Source organism: Desulfonatronum thiosulfatophilum, assembly GCF_900104215.1.
In the GTDB taxonomy this organism is placed as follows: domain Bacteria; phylum Desulfobacterota; class Desulfovibrionia; order Desulfovibrionales; family Desulfonatronaceae; genus Desulfonatronum; species Desulfonatronum thiosulfatophilum.
In genome coordinates this window covers 34,204-60,223 of sequence record NZ_FMXO01000007.1, presented here as the reverse complement: position 1 = coordinate 60,223, position 26,020 = coordinate 34,204, and the positions used below count along the sequence as shown (strand labels likewise).

Here is a 26,020-nt window from a genome sequence, read left to right as displayed (position 1 = left end):
GGTGATTTTATGTTATTAAAATTTTTAAAAAGAAAAAAAAATAAAAAACATGAATGTGGTGCAACAGCTGTAGAATTTGCTCTCATCATTAGCGTTTTCTTGCTTGTAATGTTTATCATTATGGAAGCTGGCATATACATGTTCAACAGACACGTCCTTACCTGGGCAACCAGAGAAGGTGCCAGAACCGGCATCGTTTCAAGGATCGATCGTGTTAGCGAAGAGATGATCAAAGAACGAGTTAATGAGTTCGCGAAATATATCGTCACATTCAATCCAAACAGGGATCCAATATCTGTTGATATAGACAATTTATCAACAGGAACAAAAATATGTAGCGAGTTTGGTGATAAATTACAAGTTGAATCCCGTTTTTATTATAACTACGGCCTGCCGGTAAACTTCATTCCTCCTTTTTCGCTAGCTAAAAGCGACTTTAAAATTAGAATTGTTACAAAATCAACCATGATTTGCGAATGAATTTGAGGTGATCATTATGATGAAACTTAATATTATTATAAAAAAAAATAATAATGAAAGCGGGGCAATCGCAGTTATGACTGCTTTTTTCATTATATTTGTGCTAATCGGAGTAGCAGCTTTAGCAATCGATATCGGTAAGCTCACAACAACAAGAAATGAACTGCAAAATATTGCGGATGCTGTCGCACTTGCAGGAACTGCTGAATTAGGTCGGCAGCACTTGGAAAAGATGAACCCGATTGATGAATTCGAAATTCATGATGTAGCCATGCAAATTGCTGCAAGCAACTTTATTTCCGGTAAGCCTCTCGGCATGTTTGGCGAAAACTGGGAACAATATATCGAAATATTAATTGGCTATTGGGATGAAAAACATGGTTTCACCTTAGAGAAGGTCTCAAATATTGTAGGGCAAAAAAATAGTGTGAAGGCTAGGTTAAATTTGAAAGAAGCAGCACATGGCCAATTAAAATTTGTATTTTCAAATTATACTAAGGACATAAGAGCAGACGCGACAGCCGCACTAACTGGCGCAATAAATATAGGAGAAGGAGTTGCTACCCCCGTAGGTATTTCAGCATATTGGTACAATCATACATGGCCAGGCAATTTTTGCGACCAACCAATTAAATTTTATCCAGCAAATGACCCTGAAGCATGTGCCGGCTGGAACACCTTTGACTTAAACCCTGCATCAGCAAATCAACTTAGGGGTATATTTGAAGGCATGCTTGATGGAACATATACTAGCCCAGAACTCAATTTAGGCGATGGCCTAGAGTTTATCGGAGGAAATATTGCCAACGCGTTCTGCCATAATAATCACCCTGATCTGGAAGATTTGTGGGAAGCTAACAGGGATGAGGATGGCAATTGGTTTACTATAGTTGCAGTTTATGACTGGCATGATTGTTCTAACCCTAACACATTGATACCCATCATTGGATTTTCAGGAGCAATTATTCATTCTGTAGATTGCAATAATCACGAAATTGTCGCGACTGTACTATGTAATGAACACCATTATTCACGTGGCGGTGGCGCTAATTACGGACTATTGGGTTCCATTCCAAACTTGGTAGAGTAAATACAATTATACATACATTTACTTCTTTTTCTCTTGATTCGGAAACAATTTCAATAGAGAGGAATTAATGAACGCAGGCACATACAGAGTCAGGTTGCAAATCCAAAGCAGAATCCTCCGCAAGAAATTCGAGGACATTCTCAACAAACAGTTTGAATTCGAGATAATTGACAATGACTCTATACGAGCCGACCTGCTGATCATTGAACTCAATGAAGATCCGGATGTCACCTTTGAATTGATACACAACCTGTTGAACGATGGTGAGGTGGGCGAGGTATTCCTGACCTCCAACTCCACGGATCAGGCCCTCCTACTTAATGCCATTCGAGCCGGGGCCAGAGAATTTCTCGGACCGGAAGCTGAAGATTCGGAAGTAGCCGCGGCTCTGCAACGCTTTGCGGCAAGACAAGGCAAGACCAAGTCTTCTGATAGATCGACCCGCTCAAGTCGTATCTTTTCCGTGATGGGCAGCAAGGGAGGAGTGGGCACGACAACATTTGCCGTTAATCTGGCCGTGAGTCTGGCAGAAGAGGAGAGCGTCGATTCCGTGGTTCTTCTCGACTTGAACCTGTTCGGGGATATTCCATTATTCCTGGAGATTGAGCCGGCCTATACCTGGAAGGAAATCAACAACAACATTTCTCGCTTGGATACCACTTTTCTGAAAAATATCTTGGCCAAAGACCCTTCAGGCGTGAGGGTCCTTCCTTCACCGGGCTCCTTTGGCAGCCAGAATATTGCCACCCCGGAAATCATCCAGCGCCTGCTCAGCGTCATGCGCCAATCATTTGATTTCATCGTGGTGGACCTGGGGCAACATATGGACGACAACTCGCTGAAGGTTCTGGAAATGTCTGACACCCTGTTCCTGATCTCAGTCCAAAGCCTGCCCTGCCTGGCCACCACCAACAAGCTCCTGCGCTCCTTTCAGGATATCGGCTACCCTGCCCCTGAAACGATCAAGGTCATCCTGAATCGGCACCTAAAAAACGGCAGCATCGACATGGCCGACGTGGAAAAAGCCTTGAGCAAGAAAGTTTTCTGGAAGATTCCTAATGACTACCAAACCACTGTTTCAGCCATCAACAAGGGCAAGCCTCTGTCGCGTTTCGCACCAAAGATGCAAATCACCAAAAGCTTCAAGGAACTGGCCGACAACTTGGTTGCCGTTACAGATCAGAAGGAAGTGGCCAAGAAGAAATGGTGGATTTTCTAAATAAGTTAAAGCGTGCTCGATAGAAGAGTGTGAACCGCTCGCTTCGCTTAAGGCGCAGAGGACGCCAAGAAAAAGAATTTGGCTGCCGCTGGAAAGATGCGGTAGCCAAAAAGGGCTTCACGCCTGACGGCGATGTTTTGCCTCCCGCCAGGGAGAGGCAATCCTTTTGAAAAGCAGCTCTCTCCCTGCTTTCCAAAAATGTTTCCCCCTTTGCGGCCTCTGCGCCTTGAGCGAAGCGGGCGGTACAATCGTTTCACGGTTTAAATTTCAACTGCACGAGGTGACGCATGTTGTTCAGCAAGAGAAAAGTCGAAGAAGCGCCTAAACCAGCGCTCAAGCTTGTTGATAAGAAACCGACTCCGCAAAAGCGCATTCAGGCCAAACACTTGTCCGACGAGTTCTTTCAACTCAAGAACAGAATCCACTCCCGGTTACTGGAAATGGTGGACCTGACACTGATGGATTCCCTGGATAAGAATATTCTCAAGACCCAGATCCGATCCCTGGTGCAGCGAATTCTGGAGGAAGACGGCGGGCAGGTTCCCCTGAACTTGGCTGAACGGGAGCGGCTGGTTTCAGACATCGAGGACGAGGTCATGGGCTTGGGACCTCTGGAGCCGTTTCTCAAGGACGACACCATTGCCGACATTCTGGTGAACACCCACAAGCAGATCTACGTGGAGCGCTACGGCAAGCTGGAACTTTCCGAATCCACCTTCAAGGATGACGCCCATCTGATGAAAATCGTGGACAAGATCGTTTCCTCCGTGGGCCGACGCATCGACGAATCCTCGCCCATGGTGGACGCCCGCTTGGCCGACGGCTCCCGGGTCAACGTGATCATCCCGCCACTGGCCATCGACGGTCCGGTGCTCTCCATCCGCCGCTTCGGCCGTGATCCCTTGATGCTGGACGACCTGATCATGCTCAAGGCCCTCACTCCCGGCATCGGCGAAATCCTCAAGGGAGTCGTCCACTGCCGTCTGAACATCATCATTTCCGGCGGAACGGGCAGCGGCAAGACAACGCTCCTGAACTGCCTCTCCCAGTTCATCCCGTCCAATGAGCGCATTGTGACCGTGGAAGACGCCGCGGAACTGCAACTCAAGCAGGATCATATCGTCCGCCTGGAAACCAGACCTCCGAACATCGAAGGCAAGGGCGAGGTCACCTCCAGAGACCTGGTGCGCAACTGCCTGCGGATGCGGCCGGACCGAATCATCGTCGGCGAGGTGCGCGGATCTGAAGCCTTCGACATGCTCCAGGCCATGAACACCGGCCACGACGGCTCCCTGACCACGGTCCACGCCAATACGCCCCGGGACGCCCTGATGCGTATCGAAAGCATGGTTTCCATGGCCAACCTGGACATTCCCATTGAATTCATGCGGCGCTTCATCGCCTCGGCCATCCATATCATCATCCAGGTTTCCCGGCTCTCCGACGGCACCCGCAAGATCACCAGCGTGCAGGAAATCACCGGCATGGAAGGCAACGTGATCACTACCCAGGAACTCTTCTCCTTCAATTCCACGGGAGTGGAGCCAGATGGCAAGATCAAGGGCCATTTCCGGTTCCAAGGCGTCCGGCCCCGTTTCGTGGACAAGTTCGTCCAGCACGGGATGGAGGTGAACCGGGAGATATTTAATCCTGATGTGGTTTATGAGGTTTAGGCTGGTGGGTGGAATGTAAGAAGAATTTGAACCGCCCGCTTCGCTTGAGACGCAGGGAACGCAAAGGGAAAACATTTTTTGAAAGCAGGGAAAGAGCTGCTTTCAAAAAGGTTGCCTCACCCCTAATGGGGTGATTTTGAAATCGCCGCCAGGCGTAGAGCCTTTTTGGCTTACGCATCTTTCCAGCGGAAGCCAAAAATCTTCTTGGCGTCCTCTGTGCCTTAAGCGAAGCGAGCGGTTCAATTCTTTAATGCAAAATGCTCAGGAAGGACACGCAATGAACATCTACATGGTCGCCATATTCATCTTCCTCATTTCGATCATTACCATCGAGATAATGCTCTTTGCATACCGGACGATAAAAAATCCGGACAGAGCCAGGATTCGCAAACAGCTGCGCAAAATCACCTTTCAGCAAAAGAATGTCGACTCAGCAGACGTTGCGCCGGACATCCTGCGAAAAAAAGTCTTCAGCGACATCAAATCACTGAACGATCTGCTCCGGCATTTCACCTTTGCAAACCAATTCCACAAGCTGCTGTATCAGGCTAATGCCAAATATTCCGTCGGGTTCTACATCATACTGTCCGCGCTTCTGGGACTTTCCGCATACTTGGCCGTAATTTCCCTGAACTATGGATTTATCATCGCACTGCCTGTTGCCCTGCTCTTTGGAATAAGCCCTTTCCTGTACCTCAGGCGGATGAAAAAAAGAAGAATGGCCAAATTCCAGAAGCAATTGCCAGAGGCCCTGAACTTGGTGGCCAGGTCGCTGAGGGCAGGTCATGCCTTCAGCACTGGTCTGAAGCTGGCAGCAGACGAATTCGAGGATCCCCTGGGGCCGGAATTCGAGGTTACCTTGGACGAAATCAACTTTGGAGTGGCTGTTCCCGATGCCCTGCGTAAGATGACCGAGCGCGTGGATTGCCAGGATCTGAACTTCTTCGTAGTTGCGGTGATCCTGCAGCGGGAAACCGGTGGTAATCTGGCACAAATCATTGAAAATACTGCGGCCATAATACGGGAGCGATTTGCCTTTTATGGGAAGGTTAAGGTTTTGTCCGCGGAAGGCATCATGTCCATGTGGGTTCTTATGGGGCTTCCATTTGTAGTAGCTGGAGGACTTTTGTTGCTCAGTCCGGACTATATGAAATTATTGATTGAAGAAACTATCGGTCAAATTATGATCGCATATGCATTGATAATGATGGTTCTTGGATATTTCTTCATGCGCAAGATGGTGGAGATCAAGGTATAATAATTAAAGATGTTCACCTTTCTCAAATCAGCATGAATAACCAAGGAGAAATCCGACATGCCAGCAGAATTCCTTCCACTTATACTTGCCTTAATGTTTTTCATGACAGTTCTTCTCCTGACAGTCGGAATCATGCAGTATATACGCATTGCTTCCCAACGTCGGGCTGTGATGGAAAAAATCCAATCCTCAAGCTTGAATACTGCCGCCGCTTTTAAGACTACGGCCCTGGGGGCGCCTGGTTTTGAAAACAAGATGCTGGGAATTCTCGGCCTGTTGGGTCATAGAATGGGCAAGGACACTTTAGTTGAACATGCTGCCATGCGACCAAAGTTCCTCAAAGCTGGAATTCGTTCCGAAGGCGCACCCGCTGCTTTTTTTGGAGCCAAACTGGCTTTTACCGTCCTGATGCCTCTGCAATACGTTCTATTCCGGGCACTCATGCCCGAGGTGACCATCTCCACAACCATGTCAATGATATTCATCACAACCTTAGCCATTGGCGGATTCTATATCCCCGATCTCTGGCTGTTGGACAAGACACAGAAACGCCGTCAGATCATTCTTGACGGATTTCCGGACGCCCTGGACCTGCTGGTGGTCTGCGTGCAGGCCGGCATGGGGCTGGATTCGGCCATCAGCAGGGTTGCCCAGGAAACCCGGTTCACCTGCAAGGAACTCAGCGACGAACTGCACCTTTTCACCCTGGAAATGCGAGCAGGGATGCAACGCCAACAAGCTCTAAAGAATCTGGCCATGCGCACGGATCTCGAACAGATGCAGAACATGGTCACCCTGCTGTTGCAGACCGACAAGTTCGGCACCAGCGTCAGCCAAGCCCTGGAAGTCTTCTCTAACAGTATGCGCACGGAACGCATGCAGCGTGCCGAAGCAAAAGCTGGCAAGCTCCCCATCAAACTTCTGTTTCCATTAATGATCTTCATTTTTCCTACCATGTTCATCGTTATTCTGGGGCCGGCAGTCATCCGAATCTCGCATTTTTTTCAGAATATGTAACGCAACGCCATATGCAACGTTACACGCAACACAAATCCGACACGACATCCCCTCAGGGCACCCTTCACGGAGCCCTGAGGCTGACTTCAAAAACCAAGAACAACCCACATTTCCTATCCCACCGCAACATATCCTCACGACAACACCCAAGACGTTCCAAACGACCCCTCATGATACTCCGCAATTCTATATTCTCGTAAGGGAACCCCACCCGGATCGCTAAGGTGAAGACGGTATTAAAAATGCATTCAGCAATATTACGGAAAGGTAAGGCAAACATAAAAAAGGCGACAGACCGATATTTGGCGTTTCAATCACGAAAGCGCGCCACAACGACCACCCGAGGGCGACCGCAAGGGTAAGCCCCTACGAGTAATAGCAGTCGCGGGAATTTGTCGGCCAGAAGTACACCCCGTCGCCTCAAGCTGGATCTGTAGTGGCACGGCGCGCCCTACGAGAATGAGGTATCGAGCATATTTGATGTCCACATAGATAAACCGCCGCGCTTTCACGGACCCGTAGGGGCTCCCCTTGCGGATGCCCAAAGGCGGACGTCGAAAACGCGGTCTAACCGCGCATCATACACGTTCATAATCAACCAACAGCGGCCATTCCGGCGGGCCGCGCCAACGACGGGTGAAGGATCGAATCATGAGAGACGACAGGGCTGGAAGGTTCGGGCTTTCAATACGATTAGCCGCGGCATTGCTGTTCCTCTGCGTGGGAATGATTTCCTGTACGGCCAAACAACCGGGCTCGCTGACCCGGGATGACGGGCTGAACATTACCAGTCGCGAGCACGAACGCTTGGGCGACGCCCTGCTGGCCGGAAACAACCTGCAGATGGCGCTGTTTCAGTACGACCGCGCCCTGGAGCAAGACCCGAACAACCTCAGCGCGAGGTACAAACGGGGTCTGGTCTTTGTGCATGGGGAACACAACCAGGAAGCCATCAGCGAATTCCAGCGCGTATTGGCCAAGAATCCCGATTTTGAACTAGCCCATGAAGGAATGGGGCGGGCCTATTTCCAGGCCGGGAACCTCGATCAGGCCTTGCTCAGTCTGCAACAAGCCCTGCGTCTGAACCCGGACCTGTGGCGATCTCGTGCCTACCTGGGCATGATCCACGACCGCCGGGGCGAAACCGCCCTGGCCCTGATCGAGCACCAAAAAGCCATCACCCTGCAGCCCGGCGACGGCTCCCTGTACAACAATCTGGGCGTTTCCTTGACCATGGCCCGGAATTTCGAAAAGGCCGTGGCGGCATTCAACAAAGCCCTGGAGCACAATTTCCAGAACCACCGCGTCTACAACAACCTCGGCCTGGCCCTCTCCAACCTGGGACACTACCAAGCCGCCCTGGAAGCCTTCCGCAAAGGCGGCACCGAAGCTCAGGCCTACAACAATCTGGGCAGCGTCTACCTGAACAAGAACCGCTACGCGGACGCCGTCCGCACCTTCGAAAAAGCCATCGAACTCGAACCAGGGTTTTATGTCATGGCTGGGGAGAATCTGAAGCGAGCGAGGTTGGGTTTGGGGAAGGGGCAGTAAGAATTGTTGAACCGCCCGCTTCGCTAGAGACGCAGGGGTCGCCAAGGGGAAACATTTTTTTGAAAGCAGGGAAAGAGCTGCTTTCAAAAATGTTGCCTCACCCCTGCCGGGGTGATGTTTATAATTTCGCCGCCAGGCGTGGAGTCTTTTTGGCTTCCGCATCTTTCCAGCGGAAGACAAAACTTCTTCTCAGCGTCCTCTGCGCCTTGAACGACCAACGGGAGTGGGCGGTTCTATTTCACCCGGCTGGTGCAGACAGGAATGTTGAACCGCCCGCTTCGCTCAAGGCGCAGGGGACGCCAAGGGGAAACATTTTTTTGAAAGCAGGGAAAGAGCTGCTTTCAAAAAGGTTGCCTCACCCTGCCGGGGTGATGTTTATAATTTCGCCGCCAGGCGTGGAGTCTTTTTGGCTTCCGCATCTTTCCAGCGGAAGGCAAAACTTCTTCTTCGCGTCCTCTGCGCCTTAAGCGAAGGGAGCGGTTCAAATTCATCGTACTTTCAATAGATCGAAGCGAGCAGTTCAATTGATTGAAAAAAGGATGGGCAAATTATGGGAAATGGGTGGCGGAAGCATTGGAAACAGATTGGCATTCCCCTCTGCATTGCAGCGGGATTTGTCTCCTTGTCGGGATGCGCATTGTGGGACAGGAACCATGATTCCCAGCCCTGGGGAACGCAGCACCGCACGACGATGACCGACCAGGAACTGCGCCGGCTCGTAGCCTCGGCCCGGCCCTTCATCCGCAATCCGCAAATGCATTTCCGGCAGGGCCTCTATTTCCAGGCTCGCGGGCAGCACAAACTGGCCGTGGATGAATTCGCCAAGGTGCTCCTGCTGGAACCCGATCACATCAAGGCCCTCAATGCCATGGCCGTATCCTGCGACAAGCTGGAAAACTATGAACAGGCCGTGGGGCTGTACAAGCAGGCCCTGAGCCTGGATCCGGATCAGGACTACATCTACAACAATCTCGGCTACTCCTACTTTCTCCAGGGCAACTACACGGCGGCTGTTGAGGCGTTCCATAAAGCCGTGACTCTGGACGAGAGCAACAAGATCTTTCTGAACAATCTAGGCATGGCCTATGCTCAGAAAGGTCTCTTCGAGGAAGCCCTGGCCAAATTCCAGGGTGACGCCCATGCGGACGGCGTTATGCCCGGCCCCATCAAGCCGACGGAGCAAATCTTAAATGTTCCGAAAGCGGCCGTTCCTCCCCCAGCTTCCGAACCTGTCGGTTCAATTGATCACGCGGAACATCCCGCCCCCCATGCCGACCCAAATCCCTTGATCGAAATCCAAATCGAAGAACAAACGGAAACCGCCCAATCCGATCCCGAATCGCGCCACTGGATCCGCAAGCCGCTTCCGGAACAGCCGGGCAAGACACCGGACGACCCGGAGCTTCTGGAACCACGAGGGCTGGAAGAACCAACGAAAACCTTTGAACCTGAACGACCTCTCGAATTTGAAAGACCTCCCCATCCGGAACAATTCAAGAAACCCCACGAGATCGTCGTTGTCGCTGATTCGCGCAGCCCGAATCCCGCACCACCGGCAGAACAACCTTTGTCCGAATCCGGCGGGACGCCGTCTAACAGCGATCACCACACCGAACAGCAAACTGTTCCTCAAACCAATAGTCCGCTTGACCACCAGCCCGAACACCCCACGGAACAACAAAGCGATCCCGCCCCGCTCCCATTACATCCCCGAGCAATTCCCGCCCCCGTTCCTCCGACGGAACAACCAGGGACGCCCGAAGCAATTTTCAAAAAGCCGTCTCCAATCCTTCCCACCCCAGCACCCAAACCGGCCCCTGTCACCGAACAGAAGCCGGCTCCAGCAACCGTGGTCACAGCCATGGCCGAAACGCTTCTCGCACTGGAAGTTCCCGCGGCCAAGAACGACTCAACTCTCGAAATCGAATCCCAGCTTAAGCCCCAGGCCGAGCCTGAGGTTCAATCCGCCACCCGACACGCTTCAGCCAGCGTTCCTTTCGCCCCGCACCGACCAACCAATCAGCATGATTTTCTGAAAGCCGTTCCCGTGGAAGTGCTTAACGGCAACGGCATCAGCCGCATGGCGCACCAGGTCGGCTCGTACCTGGAAGAAAACGGCTTCCGGGTGATCCGCAAAAAGAACGCCGACCACTTCGATCATCCCCGCACGATCATCCACTACGGAATCGGCTATCTCCCGGCCGCGGAACTGCTGTCCCGCCAATTTCCGGGCGAGTACCTCCTGAAGGAAGAAGCCCTCCTGGGCAATAGCGCATCACGCATCCGGGTAGTTGTCGGCAAGGATCTGGATCAGCACCAGATGGCGGTTCTCAAGCGCAGACAAGACGAAGACGCAACCCATCACGCCGCTTCCGGTCAAGGCACGCTGATCAGCCGAGGGCCGGATTCCCCCGTGCGTCCATGATGGGCAATCGATGACAAAATGCTGTCCCCTGGGAGCGCCGCACCCAGGCTGAACGGCATTGGATCAACCATTACATAATCAAATACAAGGAGGAATGGCATGAAACGAGGATGGTGGCTTGTTGCGTTGATGGTGGTGACTTTTTTGGCGATGCCCGGGTGCGGTGGCGGTGACGGTCCTGGTCCCGGCGAGATACGAATGGACTCCTTTTCATCTGATTTCCTGCCCATTTCCACGAAGATTGTCAGAGCCACGGTTCTGAACAAGAATAATCAGACGATGCAAGGCGTGCTCGTCAGCTTCAGCACCAGTGCTGGCCAGTTGTGTGAAGAGGTAGAGGTGGATCCCGAAGATTTTACCATGGAATGCATCAATTCCCCCAACGGTCCATCCATTGAAACCAATGCCAACGGCATCGCGGACATTTACCTTGTGCTCGGCTCCATTCCCAGCGCCACGGTCACTGCCACAGCCACCGCGGCGCACCAGCGAGACGATGTGCCCTGGCAGGACATGGTGGGCACCGGAACAATCACCGCATCTATTCTGGTGTCATTGTAGAGAACATCCGCCTATACAACATCGAAACCGGCCCCACGGCCGATACAAGAATCACCCAGGTGCTGGGTCACCGGCCCCAGAGAGACACCCTGGAAAACGTCGTTGTCTGGTCTACAGCACCGGCGGATAATTCGTTGCCCCCTAATGGCGCACCAGTCGCCACGGCATCGCAGAGATCCACCTCCGGAGCACCCAACCGGTCACGGTCACGGTCACCGCCGGAGCCGATCACCTATCCGCCCAATATCCGGTGAATTTCTAAGCCCAGGCGAGCCTCTTCACAAAGAAGTTGAGTGCAATCATTGATGGTTGCACTCAACTCATGAATTCCGCCCAGTGCGGAGCCTCTCGGCCCGGGATCGCCGCACCCCGGTGCGGCCTTTTGTCACATGGATCACTGTCACCAAGTGCGACACAAATATTTCATAATACGCGCCGCACTGGGGTGCGACGGTCCCAGAGGCATTCAGCTTCACCAAGTGGCGTCCATCATCGGGCAACGCATTCATCCCTCAAGGACACCCGAAAGGGGATGTCCCTACTGAGTACGGAATGAATCATCCTGGTTATATTTTTTTTCCGATACAGCAGCTCTATTTTCTTAGTCGAATTTCTTTTCGAATGTCGCTTTTCTTTACATCATTTCTTTATAGCAAAAATCCTTAACCAATCGAATTCTTGCGGTATTTCCCGAGCAAGCTTAATCATGACTGCCGGAAAACTTTACTGCGATCATCTCCGATGCATCCAACTTGTCTCGAAAACCATTGATCCCGACCTGTCTCCAAACAAAAAAACATTATATCTCAGACAATTACTCTTGACTGCGAGAAATGGGTCGTGTCTTGGCCGACTTCTTGCTCAACGCATATCGTCCAATGTTTCTCTCGTTGTCATTCAAACAGGAGGTAATGTCATGAGAAAAACAATATTCATCCTAATGACGGTATGTCTGTTCATGGTTGGTTTCGTGGCAAAGGGGATGGCCTACAGCATCAGTGATCTGGAAATTCGGCCATATTGGCAGCCAGAGGGCGGTTTCGACTACGGCACCGATGACCATGGGGCCGGACTTGGTACGTACCTCGGCACGGGTTCCTGGGACAACTACGGCGATCCAACCGCCTTGGAGTTCTTTTACAACTCGGGCTTCCTGTATGTGGAAAAGCTTGAACTCGCTTTATCACCCTCCGAGGGCGGCCTGGCCGGAAGCTGGAATGTTGTGCAAAACCAGTTGCCGAACATGAAGTACGTGGACATGCTGGTGGTCAAGGGAGCGCAAAGCTTTTCACTGCACCAGTATGTTCCCGCTGCCCTTTCCGGCATCTGGAACGTCGGCTACCTGGATTTCGCCGGCAACAGCGGCACCCCCCCGGAAATGTCCTTCGTGAGAGGTTTCCAGGCTGATCCCATCCCGGAACCGGGCACGATGCTTCTCCTTGGCTTCGGTTTGGCAGGACTGGCATTTATGCGAAGGAAATTTTCAAACTGACCGATAAAGCACATGCTGCTAACGCCAAAAGGCGGGGATTCACTCCCCGCCTTTTTTGCTCGACATGGCCGAAGTACTGCCATCAAAACAGCAACGGCTCAAAAAAAGGCAGCATCTCAGTGGAGCTTCTGTCGAAGACAATTCTACTTTTCAGTATCCGGCTGTCCCGGACAAAACAATAATACACAATATGCTTTAATACTTACATCTTTTATAAATACCAGCGGCACGATGTTTGCTAATCCTTTATAAGATCAGCATTCAACCTAACCTATATGGAGATCATCATGAAAAAAATCCTTTTTACCTTTGCGGCCTTTGCCATTTACTTGGCTTCATCGATGACCGCTCACGCTATTCCCATCTATGGAAGCGTGGGGTTCGGATCGTTCACGGGGGATTTCTCATTTCTTGTGCAAAGCGATGAATCCGCGATAATTGAAGTCAGTTTGAAAAACATCTCCCAGGAAGACAACGGCGGGTACCTGACCGGTTTTGCCTTCGTCGTTCCGGAGGAACTGCAGTATAATCTCACCGGCACGGAATTCACCCATGACCTGAATCCCTTGTACGGGAGCATCAACGGAGCCGCCTATAACAACTTCAGTCTTGGCGCATCTACCAACAAGAATCTTCAAGGAAGCGGCAATCCGTCCCAGGGACTGGGAGTCGGATCCACGGCGACATTCAAGTTCCTGCTCACCGGCACGGGATTTTCTAAGTTGACGGAACAGGACTTCTTCAAGGCCGGAGAGCCGTGGTTCCTCGCCAGGTTCTCGGGCAACGGCAACCCATTTGTTCCCGGAACAACGCTGGCCACTCCTCCTGGCGATCCCGTGAATCCTGTACCGGAGCCGGGGACCATCGCCCTGTTGGCTCTCGGCTTGGCAGGTATGGGACTGTACGTTCGCCGCCGCAGGAACGGCTGATTCATCAAAGGCTGATGTATATCGCACCCTCCGTCTCATCGAGGCGGAGGGTTTTGTTGTTTGAAAAACCGAAGAAGAAAAAAATGAAAAAGAATAGCTCTCGCCCGGCCCGCGGCGGGCCTAGAGGCGCGGAGACGCGGAGGGAAGAGAAGTAATTTGGCCGTAGGCCGGGGAGCTTTGGAAAGCAGATCTTTCTCCTGCATTACAAATTCTTTCCCTCAGCGATCTCCGCGACTCAAGCGAGTCTTCGAGCGGGCGAGAGAACAAAGAAAAAGAATAGCTCTCGCCCGGCCCCAAAGCGGGCCTAGAGGCACAGAGGCGCGGAGGGGAAGAGAGATTGTATTGGCCGTAGGCCGGGGAGCATTGTGGGAAGCAGATCTCTCTCCTGCTTTAAAATTCTTTCCCTCTCAGCGAGCTCCGCGACTCAAGCGAGTCTTCGAGCGGGCGAGAGAACAAAGAAAAAGAATAGCTCTCGCCCGGCCCCAAAGCGGGCCTAGAGGCACAGAGGCGCGGAGGGGAAGAGAGGTTGTATCGGCCATAGGCCGGGGAGCTTTTGTAAAGCAGATCTTTCTCCTGCTTTACAAATTCTTCCCCCTCAGCGAGCTCCGCGACTCGAGCGAGTCTTCGAGCGGGCGAGAGATAATTCTTATTACATCTCCATCCCAGCTACCTTGTTGAACCCTGAACTGCGACGATCCACGACCTGATCCTCGGACACCCTGATTAGAAACAGAGCTTCCACATCCGGCAGAGATTCCACCAACTCAAGACCGGCATCCGCTCCCATAACCATCAGACCGGTGGCCAGGGCGTCGGCGTAGACGGCACTTTCGGCGATGACCGTGACGCTGGCCACGCCGTTGTCCAGAGGGTGGCCGGTGCGTGGATCAATAACATGGCTGAAGTAGCGCCCGTCATGGTGAAAGTACTGCCGGTAGTCCCCGCTGGTCAGCACGGCAGCGTTTTTCGGGCGCAGCACCAACAGCACCTCATTCCCAACCATATCCCGATCCGGCTGACTCAGACCAATCCGCCACGGCTCCCCTCCCGCGTTGCGCCCGGAAACCAAAACATCCCCACCGATGTCCACCAGGAAATCCGCCAGATTCCTTTGCCGCAGCACCTCGGCCAGTGCATCCACGGCATATCCCTTGGCGACCCCGCCGAAATCCAGTTGTACCCGGGGATGGAGCTTTCTTGGCTCCCTCGGCTCGGAACTGTCGATCAAGTGCAGCCCCACGGCTTCCAGGGTCTCACGGACTTGGTCCATGTCCGGAGGCTGACCAATCGCAAAGGACGATCCGGGACCGAAACCCCACAGATCCAGCAACGGCTTGACCGTGGGATCGAACGCCCCGTCCGTCAACTCGTGAACCAGCACCGATGCCCGGAGCACATTCCAGAAATCCCCGCCCACGGTCATGGATTGAGAGGACTCCAGGGCGTTAAACCGAGAGATCACGCTGTCCGGGCGATACAAGGACATGCTCGCGTTGATTTCCTCCAGACGACCTCGGATCTCCGACTCCAGGCCGGAGACGGCACGGGACGAAACACCGGCCACGCGAACGGTGTACACCGTGCCCATGGTCATGCCCCTGAAAACATGCTCCGTAGGTTGCCGGCAAGCGGTGGACATGGCCAACAACATGGCCAGAACGATGATCAACGAAAGGGAGAGAAGAGGAATGCGAGTCAGGAGCGCTGTCCTGTCGTGAACCGGAGGATTGATCGGCATAGAAAATTTAAGTTGAACCGCCCGCTTCGCTCAAGACGCAGGGGTCGCAGAGAAGAAGTTTTGTCTTCCGCTGGAAAGATAAAGACTCCACGCCTAACGGCGATATCCAAACATCACCCCGCAAGGGGTGAGGCAACCTTTTTGAAAGCAGCTCTTTCCCTGCTTTCAAAAAGGTTTTCCCCTTTGCGTCCTCTGCGCCTTAAGCGAAGCGAGCGGTTCAATATTTCTGTCTGCCCCAGCCGGATGAAATCGAACCGGATGTAAACTAATTCATGTACCAGCCCAGAACTCGCCAGGTTATCCTGCCGACCTGATCCACGTCGTACTCCATCCACAGATTGCCGCGGACGTGGCCGTCCTCGAAACCGGCCAGCACCCAGCGATCCGTGAGGACGTAGGTTTCCGCGGTATTGATGTGCATGGTGCCGCCGAAAAAGGCTTCGGCCGGAATCAGTTCGGGACGGGAGGCCAGATCCTGGATCAGCTCGAAAACGGGATTCGCAAGCCCCTTGCGCTGCAGGCGGCGCAGTTCGAATTCGCTCAGGCTGGGCTGAACTTCACGCTGGATGGAAAGAAGCGGAGCCATGTTGGCCACGTCGAGCTGTTCGCGCAGATCATGGCTTTGCGCTTCGCAAAGGCGTAGGGCCTCACGGGACTGGTGCAGCTTGCCGTAGAAGGTCAGGCAGATCACGGCCAGGGCGATGACTAAGAGCCACGGCAGGGCATGATGGGCTTTGAACAGCTTTTCCGACATGACGATTCGCCTCACATCTCTTGAAATCCGAACTGCGGGGCCAGCGTCTTGTCCTCTGGAAGGTGCCGCATATCCCAGAGCCGGTTTTCCACGGGCCAGAGGTTCATCGGCAGACCAAGGGCCCGGATGCGCCCGGCGATCCGGTCCAGGGCAGGCCAGTCCGGATCATCACCGGCAAGCAGAGCCTGGAGATGGACGCTGAGCCGGGCATCGAACTCCTCGTTCGGTTGCCAGTTGCGCTGGAGAAAGAGGCGAAGCTCCGCATCCCCTGCAAAGGGGGCGACGGACATGATAAAGGCCCAGGCCAGTCCGGGCAGATGCAGCCGCCAGACTTCCTCCCGGTTGGGATGGTGCTGGTCTTCCTGCCACTCCAGGAAATGAACCGCGGCCCTGGACGCGAAATCCAGCTGGCCGTTCCACCAGTTCTCGGCCTGGCGGTCCAGCCAGGCCAGGGTGATCAACTGCCGCTTGTTCCAGGCCAGATCAGCAACCGTGCAGGAGAATTTCCCCTGACCCTCCACGACGACATGCACCGCGTCCGCATTGCCGCCCGGCGTTTCCCCGAAGGTCCAACGCCACGTGAATTCCTTGGGCGGACCGTTTTCAGCGCCGGTGAGCAGCCCGCGACCCCGCCATTGCGTTTCGTCGGCCTCCTGGACATGCAGTTCCAGATCAGCAGCACGAAACTTAAGCCGCAGCCTGCCCTGCTCCGGCTTGCGGTCGCGGGCTTGGCTCAGCAACAAACCGAGCAGGGTCCACGTGGCCGGGTTCATTGACCTGGGCAGGACATGGCTGCGCCACAAATCCGCGCCGCTGCCCTTTTCGGGAAGATTGGAGCGAATTTCCGCCAGCACGGCCGTGAAGGAGTCCGTCCAGTCTTCGCCGCCGCAGGCCCTGGCCAGCTCCATGGACCGCAAGGCGTAGGCCATGGCGTTCAAGGGCTCCACGCGGCTGATTTCGTCGAAAAACCAGGCACAACTGGCCAGGGAGCACATGGCCCATTCCTGCATGGCCAGCAGGTCGAAGGCCCTGCGCTCCGCTTCCGGCGCAAGACCGGGCAGGGCGTGCTGCTCCAGAAAAGCGCGGCGATCCAGGCCGCCGGCCAGAACGCGACCGTACTCCAGCAAAGCCCGGCGCGGATCAGTGAAACAGTGTCGGCCCGCATGGAAAAACAATTCGTCCACCCGCTGCTTGTTCCCGGTCAATGCCCGGCGCAACGGTTCGCGCCAGTGCTGATTCCAGCCGGGATGGCCGCCGTCGGTGCATCCGCAGTCCGCACGCCAGCGCTCCACGCCGTGGATGCAGCTCCAGGAGGAAGGTTCCTTCAGATAGACCCGCCGCCGGGGCGCATTGGCCGCCAGGTACGCGCCGTAATTGGTCAGCTCCAGCCCGTCCCTTCCATGCACGACTTGTTCCAGGAAATAGGCCAAAGCCATTTCGCCGAAAGGAAAGTGGTGACCGTAGGTTTCCCCATCCGTGGCCAGGGAGAGCAAACCGCTTCCGGCGGCCTGATTGACGCGCTGCCGGAACCGCTCTCCGTCCTCGAGCAGGCGCTCGAAGGCCACGGCCTGGGAAAGAGGGCCGTGGTAGAAAAATACGGCAAGGCTTTGGCCGGAAGGAAGCCGGGCGGCATAGGGCTCGCGGATGTCCAGGGTGGATTCGTCGACGTGGCAGTGGTTCGCGCCGTCCAGATCCGCCACGGCCAGGGCCTGACGCGGCGCCAGGATCACGAACCGGAATCCGGCCCGGGCCACGGCCTCCAGAGTCGGCGTGTCCACCGCGGCCTCGGACAGCCACAATCCCTCGGGCATGCGACCGTAGCGGGCCTGAAAATCCGCCGCGGTCCAGGCCAGCTGGACATCCTTGTCCAGTTCCGAGGCCAGGGGCATGATCATGTGGTGATAGCACTGGGCCAGGGCGTTGCCATGACCCCAGCGCTCCAGACTGATGCGGTCGGCCTCCAGAATCCGGGCGTAGCACTGGGGATCGTCCTGTTCCAGCCAGGACAACAAAGTCGGACCGAAATTGAAGCTGATCCAGGAATAGCAGTTGACGATGTCCGTGATCCGGCCATGGTCGTCCCGACGCCGGGCCCAGGCCAGGGGAGCATAGGATTCCTGGAGAATGCGGCGGTTCCAGTTCAGTCCCGGACCCGCGCTGCCCTCGGGCAGCAGTTCCCGCATCCAGGGATCCATGCGCGGCGGTTGATAGAAGTGCCCGTGAATGCAAAGCTTTCGCGTCTGGCTCATGTCTCGCCCTCCATGGCCACGCGGAGCCGATCCCGAGCCTCCAGGGGACTGATGCCCCGCTTGGCCGCGAAAACCTCCAGATTCTCCTCGGCGTCGCAGGGCCGCAGATACAGCGGTTCAACCGGATCAAAGGAGAACCGGACCGCAAGGGTCTGCCGAATCAGGACTTCCGGCCGGGGATTGTCCCAGGAGGAATCAAGAAAACGGGCTTGGGGAAGCAAGGCTTGCAGTGCCGCCAGATTGCGACGAACGCCGCTGCCCAGGACATGGAGCGGGCCCGCGGCGGTATCCGCGGCCGAATCCAAAAGGGGTTCAAGAGAGGAAGGATCATCCAGGGCCAGGGTTTCGGGCTGGCTGAGCGGGGTCATGTCCGGAACCCGGAACAGCTGGCAATTGACCTGGTTGGAGCGGGCATGGGTGAGCACGGCCAGCCGGCCGTGGAGCATCGGCCCGGGGCCGGCGGCCAGGGCGGGCATGTAGTCCAGCCCGGCCATGGGCAGTCCGGCACCCATGGCCAACCCGTAGGTGGTGGCCAGGCACAGTCGCAACCCGGTGAAGTTTCCCGGCCCGCGCACGCAGGCAATGCCGGAGACGTCCCGCATCCGCAGCTCCAACATGCTTAGAGCATGTTCCAGGGCCGGAACCAGGAAGCGCATCACCCGGGCCGGAGCAGCCCATTCCTGATGCAGGACCAGGCTGCCTCCGCGGGCCAGGACGATCTGGACGCGCTCCTCGGCGCCGTTAAGCACCAGGAGGAGCTTGTCCTTCATGTCTTCAGGGGCATGGTCACTTGAAGAAGCGTGTGATGTCATTGAACACGGCAAAGGTCATCAGCGCGATCAGAAAGGCGAGGCCGAACTTGTAGGCGATTTCCTGCGCCCTGGGGTTGAGCGGCTTTCCGGTGATGGTTTCGATGGTGTAGAACAGGATGTGCCCGCCATCCAGCACGGGAACGGGAAGCAGGTTCAGCAGGCCGAGATTGATGCTGATCAGGGCGGTCAGGGCCAGCAGGTTGGTCAACCCCTCGGCGGCCTGTTCGCTGACCAGTTGGGCGATGAGAATCGGCCCACCGATATTGTCCGCGGGAATGATCCGGCCGACGAGCTTGATAATGCCCTGGACGGTCAGGGTGACGATTTCCCAGGTCTGTTCCGCTCCGGCGATCAGGGCCGTTCCCGGTCCCATTGCAATGGACTGGGTCTCCCCGGCGGCGGTGATTCCAAGCATGGCCACCCGGATATCTTCGCCGAAAATGTTCTGGCGGGTCGCCACCTGGGGCTCGGCCGTCAGCTGCACGACCTGATCGTCGCGCAGGACCGTAAGGTGCATGGCTTGGCCTTCAGACTCCTGAATCCGGTCGGAAAGGTGACGCCAGTACTGGATCTCCTGACCGTTGATGGTCAGGACCCTGTCTCCGGATTGCAGTTCGGCGGCTTCGGCGGCGCTGTTCTCCTGCACCTGGCCCACCACGGGCAACAGTTCCTGCTGGCCGTGATACCAGAACAGCCCCCAGTAGATGAAAATCGCCAGGACAAAGTTGAAAACCGGCCCTGCTCCAACCACCAGAATGCGCTGCCACGGCGGGCGCAGGCTGAAACTGCTTTCCGGGGGAATGTCCGAAGGAAGATCTTCCTGGGCACTCTCGCCGGCCAGTTTGACGTATCCGCCCAAGGGAACAGCGGAAAGCCGATATTCCGTTCCACCGGAGACGAAACTGAACAGCTTCGGCCCGAAGCCAAGAGAAAAAACGGGAACGCCGATTTTGAACAATCGAGCCACGATGAAATGACCCAGCTCATGAAAAAATATCAGCACCCCAAGCACAAGAACAATGGCAATAACACTCTGCATTCTTATCTCGTCTCGTTGGGTTAGTTTAATGTCTGGCTAAAATAGCACATCACAAGTTTTTAATTCTTATCGAAATCGAAATCGTAATCGAACGATTTAATTTATCGCTTTTTCGGTTTCGATTTTAATTCAACTGCAACAGATAAGAACGAATCTCCGCCATGCAACTTCTTTACCTGACGGCCCAGTTCTGGGCGCGGGATTGGGTCCGGGCGCTGAGGTCCAGGATGGACTCCAGGGAATCCATGGGTTCTCCGGGATGTTCGTCCAGGCAGTGGCGGATCAGCGCGGGGATGTTCATGAAGGACAGTTTTTCCTTCAGGAAGAGATCCACCGCGGTTTCGTTGGCCGCATTCAGCACCACCAGGTGGCTCGGGCCGGAAGCAAAAGCCTGTCTTGCCAGATCCAGGCAGGGAAACAGCGTTGACCGTGGCGCGGAAAAGGACAGGGTCGCGGCCTGGAGCAGATCCAGGGGGGCGAGGCTTTGCAGGCCCAAACGATCGGGAAAGCCGAGACAGTAGGAAATGGGCACCCGCATGTCCGCCGGGCCCATGTGGGCCAGCAGGGAACGATCCTCGAACTCCACCAGGGAATGAACGATGCTCTGGGGGTGGATCAGCACGGCAACGCGCTCCAGCTCCACTCCGAACAGCAGGCAGGCCTCGATGACCTCCAGCCCTTTGTTCATCAAGGTGGCCGAATCCACGCTGATTTTCGCGCCCATGGACCAGTTGGGGTGCGCCAGGGCTTGGCGCACCGTCACCCCGGCCAGGTCGGCCGCGTCCAGATCCCGGAACGGGCCGCCGGACGCGGTCAAAATGATCTGCTTCAGACTGGATGATTTTTCGCCGCGCAAGGACTGGAACACGGCGTTGTGCTCGGAATCCACGGGCAGGATCATGGCCCCGGATTGACGGCAGGCTTCGCGGATCATGTTTCCGGCCAGAACCAGGGATTCCTTGTTGGCCAGGGCAATAACCTTGCCGGCCCGGGCCGCGGCCAGGGTCGCCGGAAGGCCCGCGGCTCCGACCTGGGCGGAAATCACCAGCTCCGCTTCAGGAAGCGTGGCCAGGGATTCGTAGCCCTCCTTGCCGTGGACGATTTCAGGGGAATAGTCCGGGGGCAACAGTTCCGCGAGTTCCCGGGCCAGGGAAGCGTCCAGTACGGCCAGCATCCCTGGTCGCCACTGCCGGGCCTGTTCCGCCAGAAGGCGGATGTTGCGCCCGCCGGCCAGGCCGAGCATCCGGAACCGCTCCGGATGCTCGCGGATCACGCCCAGGGCGCTTTGTCCGATGGAACCGGTACTGCCCAGGATGACGAGCCGCCGGGGATTGTCCGCTGCGATTGAAGATCCGGATCCGGGAACGGCGCTGATGTAGTTGAAACCATTGGGCATGGGCATGAATGCAGACTTCAGAATAAGTTGTTGACGAAAAAGGAATTATTGTGCCGCAAGAGGCCCGATCATCTGCTATCCGAAAAACGGATGGAGGTAACTGAGCGCGGCATACGCGGGAAGCGCGAAAAGCAGGCTGTCGATGCGGTCCAGGACGCCGCCGTGACCTGGCAACAGGGCTCCTGAATCCTTGATGGCCCGGGAACGTTTCAGCGCGGATTCGAAAAAGTCGCCAAACTGGGATGCCACATTCAGGACTACTCCCAGGAGCACCAGGGCCGGGACGCCGGCTGTTCCCCAGATCAGACCGATGATCACGGTGGACAGGATGCAGGCGGTCATTCCGCCCGCGCTGCCCATCCAGGTCTTCTTCGGACTGATGGCCGGCCAGACGTGGCGCCTGCCCCACATCGATCCGGCATAATAGGCGCCCGTATCGGAGATGAAGGCCGCGGCCACCACCAGAAGCAGCGCCGGCCATGGCAGGGCCAGGGCGAAATGCAACAGCAGGGGAAGATAGCAGACGCCGAGGAACAGGATCTGCGCGTCCTGGTAGCGGGTGGAATCCGGCGCTCCGGCGTAGGTCGAGACAAAAAGGACCCCGGACAGGCAAAAAAATACCGCCAGGAGAATCGGCGCGGCGGCCGGAGAAAGAAAGACGCCGAGCAAAAAAATCGAGCCCGCCGCGATCCCAAAAAACTTGTTCGCGAGCTGTTCCTTTTGCCAGAACATGGCGTAGAATTCCCACTGTCCCAGGGCGGAAAGCACGATCACCAGCAACAGCAGCGGCCATCCGCCCGCATAAAGCACCCACAGCAGCAGGGGCAGGGGCAGCAGCGCGGTCAACAGTCGCTTTTGGTGAGAAGTCAGGGTCATGTTTTGCTCGAGGAGGTTTCCGCTGTCGGCGCCTCCAGGCCCCCGAAACGGCGCGACCGCCCGGCATATACATCCAGGGCCGTCTGCAGGTGGGATTCGTCAAAATCCGGCCAGAAGACCGGCGTGAAGTACAATTCGCTGTAGGCCGCTTGGTAGAGCAGAAAATTGCTCAGGCGCTGCTCGCCGCTGGTCCGGATAATCAGGTCCGGATCGGGCTGGCCGGCCGTATCCAGCTGCGCGGCAAAATGGCTTTCGGTAAGCTGCTCCGGGCCAAGCCCCTGATCCATGAGTTTTCTGCAGGCCCGCAGGATCTCCTCCCGGCCGGAATAGTTCAGGGCCAGGTTGACGACCATGGACCTGCAGTGGCTGCTCCGGGAGCAGACATGGCGCAGGATCTGGCGCAGGGAAAAGGGCAGGTCGGACCACTCGCCCAGGACCTGCAACCGGATATCGCGCTCCAGCAGGGAGTCCATCTCGTCCTTGAGATACGCCTGGAGCAAGTCGAAGAGAAACGATATCTCCTCGCGGGGGCGGGACCAGTTTTCCTTTGAAAAAGTATAGAACGTCAGGTGCGGTATGCCGAGCTTACGGCAATGGGTGACGACCTTGCGGGCTGCCTGGGTTCCGGCCTTGTGCCCTTCATTGCGGGGCAGCCCGTGCTGCTCGGCCCAGCGCCCGTTGCCGTCCATGATGATGGCGATATGTTGAGGAAGTGAAGACAAACCAGTTCAAATCTCCATGATTTCCTTTTCCTTGGCCGCAAAAACCTCGTCAGCCTTGGCGATGTACTCGTCCGTCAGTTTCTGGACGTCATCCTGGATCTTGCGCAGTTCGTCCTCGGTGATTTCCTTGTTTTTTTCCTGCTTCTTCAGGGTGTCGTTGGCATCGCGGCGGATGTTGCGAATGCCGACTTTAGCCTCCTCGGTGAACTTCTTGGCAATCTTGACCAGTTCCTTGCGCCGTTCTTCGGTCAGCGGAGGGATGTTGATCCGGATGTTTTTTCCGTCGTTGACCGGGTTCAATCCCAGGTCGGACTTGAGGATGGCTCTGTCGATATCCTTGAAGGCGGCTCGGTCCCAGGGCTGAATGGCGATGGTCCGACTGTCCGGAATGGATATGGAGGCCATCTGCTCCAAGGGAGTCGGTGTGCCGTAGTAATCGACGCGGATGCCTTCCAGCAGGGCCGAGGAAGCCCGTCCGGTGCGCAGTCGCTTGAATTCCTTGTCCAGGCTTTGCAGGGTTTTCTCCATGCGCTCTCTGTTGTCGTTCAATACGGAAGCCATGCTTATTCTCCTCCTGTGACCAGCGTTCCCGTGTCTTCTCCCAATGCGACCCGCTTGATGTTGCCCGCGGTGAACAAGTTGAACACGATGATGGGCAGATTATTGTCCATGGCCAGGGAAATCGCCGTGGAATCCATGACCTGCAGGCGCTTTTTCAACACGTCGATGTAGGAGATGTGGGTGAACAACCGGGCGTCTTGATGCTGTTTGGGATCCTTGTCGTAGACTCCATCCACCTTGGTGGCCTTGAGAATCGCCTGAACCTTGAGTTCGGCTCCCCGCAACACGGCCGCGGTATCCGTGGTGAAAAACGGATTTCCGGTTCCCGCAGCGCAGATCACCACCCGTTTTTTTTCCAGGTGCCGGATGGCCCGGCGACGGATGTAGGGCTCGGCGACCTGCTGCATGGGGAAGGCGGTCATCACGCGGGTGGTCAGCCCCAGCTTTTCAAGCCCGTCCTGAACAGCCAGGGAGTTGATCACCGTGGCCAGCATGCCCATGTAGTCGGCGCCGGCCCGGTCCATGCCCTGGGAAGCGGCGGAGAGTCCTCGAAAAATGTTCCCTCCGCCGATCACCAATGACAATTCGATGCCCAAGTCGGCAACGTCCACGATCTCCTGACAAAACGTGTCAATGGTCTCGGGGTCGATTCCGAACGGCTTGGGCCCGGCCAGGGCCTCGCCGCTGATTTTGAGGAGTACCCTGGGGTATTTAAGTTGCATGACGTTTCGGCAGCTAGGCCGCCTCCTCGCCCAGGGCCAGACGAACGATCCGGCCGACCTGGATGTTTTCCCCGAGCACGGCGATGGTCTCGGTGATCAGATCCTTTATTTTACGGGAATCATCCTTGATGAAGGCCTGTTCCAAAAGGCAGACTTCCTGGGCAAACTTCTTCATCCGGCCTTCCACGATCTTCGGAATGATGTTGTCCGGCTTGCCTTCATCCTTGGTCTGCTGGGTGAAGATCTGCCGTTCGCGTTCCAGAACCTCGGGATCAATGTCCTCGGGCGCAACGCACAGCGGCGAAGTGGCAGCCACCTGCATGGCCAGATCCTTGGCCAGTTCCAGGAATTTCTCGTTCTTGGCCACGAAGTCGGTTTCGCATTTCAACTCGACCATGACCCCGATCTTGCCGTTGGAGTGGATGTATGAACCGATATAGCCCTGGGAAGTCGCCCTGCCGGACTTCTTCTGGGCCTTGGACAAGCCTTTTTCACGCAGCCAGAGCAGGGACTTCTCCTGGTCGCAGCCGCACTCTTCCAGCGCCTTCTTGCAGTCCATCATGCCCGCGCCGGTTCGCTCGCGCAGCTCCTTTACCAAACTTGCGGAAATTGCCATTTACTTCTCCTCCGTAGCGTCAAGTATTCTTTCATCTGTGCTGATCGTCGCATCGGCCGCCTTCTGCTCGGCGCCTTCGTCAGCGCGTTGTTCGTCTTCTATTTTCTGCTCCGCGCCGGCAGCGTCGCGCATCCTGGCGGCTCCCTCGATACAGGCATCAGCGATACTTGCAGAGAACAGCTTGATGGCGCGGATGGCGTCGTCGTTGCCGGGAATGATGAAGTCGATCAGATCCGGGTCGCAGTTGGTGTCCACGACGCCGACCACGGGGATGTTCAGCCTACGGCACTCCTGGACAGCGATCTGCTCCCGGTTCGGATCGATGATGAAGGCTGCCTGGGGCAGGCCGTCCATATCCTTGATGCCGCCCAGCGCCAGATTCAACTTCTCCACGTCGCGCTGCATGCGCACGATTTCCTTCTTGACGAAACGGTTGATGGTTCCGTCTTCGAACATGGTCTCCAGCTTCTTCAAACGATCAATGCTGCTGCGGATGGTCTGGAAGTTGGTCATGGTACCGCCCATCCAGCGATGGGTTACGGAATACATGCCGGCCCGCGCGGCTTCCTGCTTGATGATCTCCCGGGCCTGGGGCTTGGTGCCGACAAACATGACCTTGCCGCCCTGGGCAACGGTCTCCGCAATGAAGTCATGCGCCTTATGGAACATGCGCACGGTCTGCTGCAGGTCGATGATGTGGATTCCGTTGCGCGCACCGAAAATATAGGGCCGCATTTTGGGATTCCAGCGTCGGGTCTGGTGACCGAAGTGCACGCCGGTCTCCAACATTTGCTTCATTGTCACATACGCCATGATAATACTCCTCGAATTGGGTTTTTC

The 26,020-nt window shown here is 55.7% G+C and carries 23 protein-coding genes; 11 read left to right on the top strand and 12 right to left on the bottom strand.

The window, feature by feature from the left end:
• The first annotated feature begins 9 nt into the window (after positions 1-9).
• The 11 genes from BLP93_RS07035 (at position 10) to BLP93_RS06980 (ending at position 13,695) form a co-directional block, all read left to right on the top strand.
• Positions 10-480 carry a TadE/TadG family type IV pilus assembly protein gene (locus BLP93_RS07035; RefSeq protein ID WP_092119180.1) on the top strand — a complete coding sequence of 157 codons (471 nt, stop codon included), beginning with the start codon at positions 10-12 and terminating at the stop codon, positions 478-480.
• 16 nt (positions 481-496) lie between these two features.
• Complete coding sequence (locus BLP93_RS07030; RefSeq protein ID WP_139162947.1) at positions 497-1,570, top strand: pilus assembly protein TadG-related protein; 1,074 nt, start codon at positions 497-499, stop codon at positions 1,568-1,570.
• Positions 1,571-1,637: 67 nt separating this feature from the next.
• Complete coding sequence (locus tag BLP93_RS07025; RefSeq protein ID WP_092119177.1) at positions 1,638-2,789, top strand: CpaE/TadZ family protein; 1,152 nt, start codon at positions 1,638-1,640, stop codon at positions 2,787-2,789.
• A gap of 287 nt (positions 2,790-3,076) precedes the next feature.
• The gene (locus tag BLP93_RS07020) at positions 3,077-4,462 is read left to right on the top strand and encodes a TadA family conjugal transfer-associated ATPase (protein WP_092119174.1); all 1,386 of its coding nucleotides are present in this window, start codon (positions 3,077-3,079) and stop codon (positions 4,460-4,462) included.
• 277 nt (positions 4,463-4,739) lie between these two features.
• Positions 4,740-5,720, top strand: coding sequence for a type II secretion system F family protein (locus tag BLP93_RS07015; protein WP_161946223.1), 981 nt, complete (start codon positions 4,740-4,742; stop codon positions 5,718-5,720).
• A 132-nt stretch (positions 5,721-5,852) separates the two neighbouring features.
• Positions 5,853-6,737: a type II secretion system F family protein gene (locus BLP93_RS07010; protein ID WP_161946222.1), complete on the top strand. Its 885-nt coding sequence runs from the start codon at positions 5,853-5,855 to the stop codon at positions 6,735-6,737.
• Positions 6,738-7,388: 651 nt separating this feature from the next.
• Positions 7,389-8,288: a tetratricopeptide repeat protein gene (locus tag BLP93_RS07005; RefSeq protein ID WP_092119165.1), complete on the top strand. Its 900-nt coding sequence runs from the start codon at positions 7,389-7,391 to the stop codon at positions 8,286-8,288.
• A 637-nt stretch (positions 8,289-8,925) separates the two neighbouring features.
• Positions 8,926-10,713: a LytR C-terminal domain-containing protein gene (locus BLP93_RS06995; protein ID WP_161946221.1), complete on the top strand. Its 1,788-nt coding sequence runs from the start codon at positions 8,926-8,928 to the stop codon at positions 10,711-10,713.
• A 99-nt stretch (positions 10,714-10,812) separates the two neighbouring features.
• A complete protein-coding gene (locus tag BLP93_RS06990; protein WP_092119157.1) occupies positions 10,813-11,274 on the top strand; it encodes a hypothetical protein in 462 nt (153 codons plus the stop codon).
• Positions 11,275-12,190: 916 nt separating this feature from the next.
• Positions 12,191-12,766 (top strand): PEP-CTERM sorting domain-containing protein, encoded by a 576-nt coding sequence (locus BLP93_RS06985; protein WP_139162946.1) that lies wholly within the window; start codon positions 12,191-12,193, stop codon positions 12,764-12,766.
• 287 nt (positions 12,767-13,053) lie between these two features.
• Positions 13,054-13,695: a PEP-CTERM sorting domain-containing protein gene (locus BLP93_RS06980; protein ID WP_161946220.1), complete on the top strand. Its 642-nt coding sequence runs from the start codon at positions 13,054-13,056 to the stop codon at positions 13,693-13,695.
• 649 nt (positions 13,696-14,344) lie between these two features.
• On the opposite strand, the gene BLP93_RS06975 is transcribed toward BLP93_RS06980, so the two are convergent.
• The 12 genes from BLP93_RS06975 to rpsB form a co-directional block, all read right to left on the bottom strand.
• A complete protein-coding gene (locus tag BLP93_RS06975) occupies positions 14,345-15,433 on the bottom strand; it encodes an FAD:protein FMN transferase (RefSeq protein WP_092119147.1) in 1,089 nt (362 codons plus the stop codon).
• Positions 15,434-15,698: 265 nt separating this feature from the next.
• Positions 15,699-16,187 carry a hypothetical protein gene (locus BLP93_RS06970; protein ID WP_092119144.1) on the bottom strand — a complete coding sequence of 163 codons (489 nt, stop codon included), beginning with the start codon at positions 16,185-16,187 and terminating at the stop codon, positions 15,699-15,701.
• Positions 16,188-16,198: 11 nt separating this feature from the next.
• A complete protein-coding gene (locus BLP93_RS06965) occupies positions 16,199-18,436 on the bottom strand; it encodes a DUF3536 domain-containing protein (RefSeq protein WP_092119141.1) in 2,238 nt (745 codons plus the stop codon).
• Entirely contained in the window at positions 18,433-19,206 is a 774-nt protein-coding gene (gene tsaB / locus BLP93_RS06960) for a tRNA (adenosine(37)-N6)-threonylcarbamoyltransferase complex dimerization subunit type 1 TsaB (protein WP_161946219.1), read from the bottom strand. The genes BLP93_RS06965 and tsaB overlap by 4 nt, the downstream gene beginning before the upstream one ends.
• A gap of 16 nt (positions 19,207-19,222) precedes the next feature.
• Entirely contained in the window at positions 19,223-20,287 is a 1,065-nt protein-coding gene (rseP, locus tag BLP93_RS06955) for an RIP metalloprotease RseP (RefSeq protein WP_092119136.1), read from the bottom strand.
• A gap of 172 nt (positions 20,288-20,459) precedes the next feature.
• Positions 20,460-21,689 carry a 1-deoxy-D-xylulose-5-phosphate reductoisomerase gene (gene dxr / locus BLP93_RS06950; protein ID WP_092119133.1) on the bottom strand — a complete coding sequence of 410 codons (1,230 nt, stop codon included), beginning with the start codon at positions 21,687-21,689 and terminating at the stop codon, positions 20,460-20,462.
• Positions 21,690-21,758: 69 nt separating this feature from the next.
• The gene (locus BLP93_RS06945; RefSeq protein ID WP_092119131.1) at positions 21,759-22,559 is read right to left on the bottom strand and encodes a phosphatidate cytidylyltransferase; all 801 of its coding nucleotides are present in this window, start codon (positions 22,557-22,559) and stop codon (positions 21,759-21,761) included.
• Positions 22,556-23,281, bottom strand: a complete 726-nt coding sequence (gene uppS / locus BLP93_RS06940) for a polyprenyl diphosphate synthase (protein WP_092119128.1) — start codon at positions 23,279-23,281, stop codon at positions 22,556-22,558. The genes BLP93_RS06945 and uppS overlap by 4 nt, the downstream gene beginning before the upstream one ends.
• A gap of 6 nt (positions 23,282-23,287) precedes the next feature.
• Positions 23,288-23,842, bottom strand: a complete 555-nt coding sequence (gene frr, locus BLP93_RS06935; RefSeq protein ID WP_092119125.1) for a ribosome recycling factor — start codon at positions 23,840-23,842, stop codon at positions 23,288-23,290.
• Positions 23,843-23,844: 2 nt separating this feature from the next.
• A complete protein-coding gene (pyrH, locus tag BLP93_RS06930; RefSeq protein ID WP_092119122.1) occupies positions 23,845-24,564 on the bottom strand; it encodes a UMP kinase in 720 nt (239 codons plus the stop codon).
• A 13-nt stretch (positions 24,565-24,577) separates the two neighbouring features.
• Entirely contained in the window at positions 24,578-25,180 is a 603-nt protein-coding gene (gene tsf / locus BLP93_RS06925; RefSeq protein WP_092119119.1) for a translation elongation factor Ts, read from the bottom strand.
• Positions 25,181-25,993 (bottom strand): 30S ribosomal protein S2, encoded by an 813-nt coding sequence (gene rpsB / locus BLP93_RS06920; protein WP_092119116.1) that lies wholly within the window; start codon positions 25,991-25,993, stop codon positions 25,181-25,183.
• Positions 25,994-26,020: the final 27 nt, after the last annotated feature.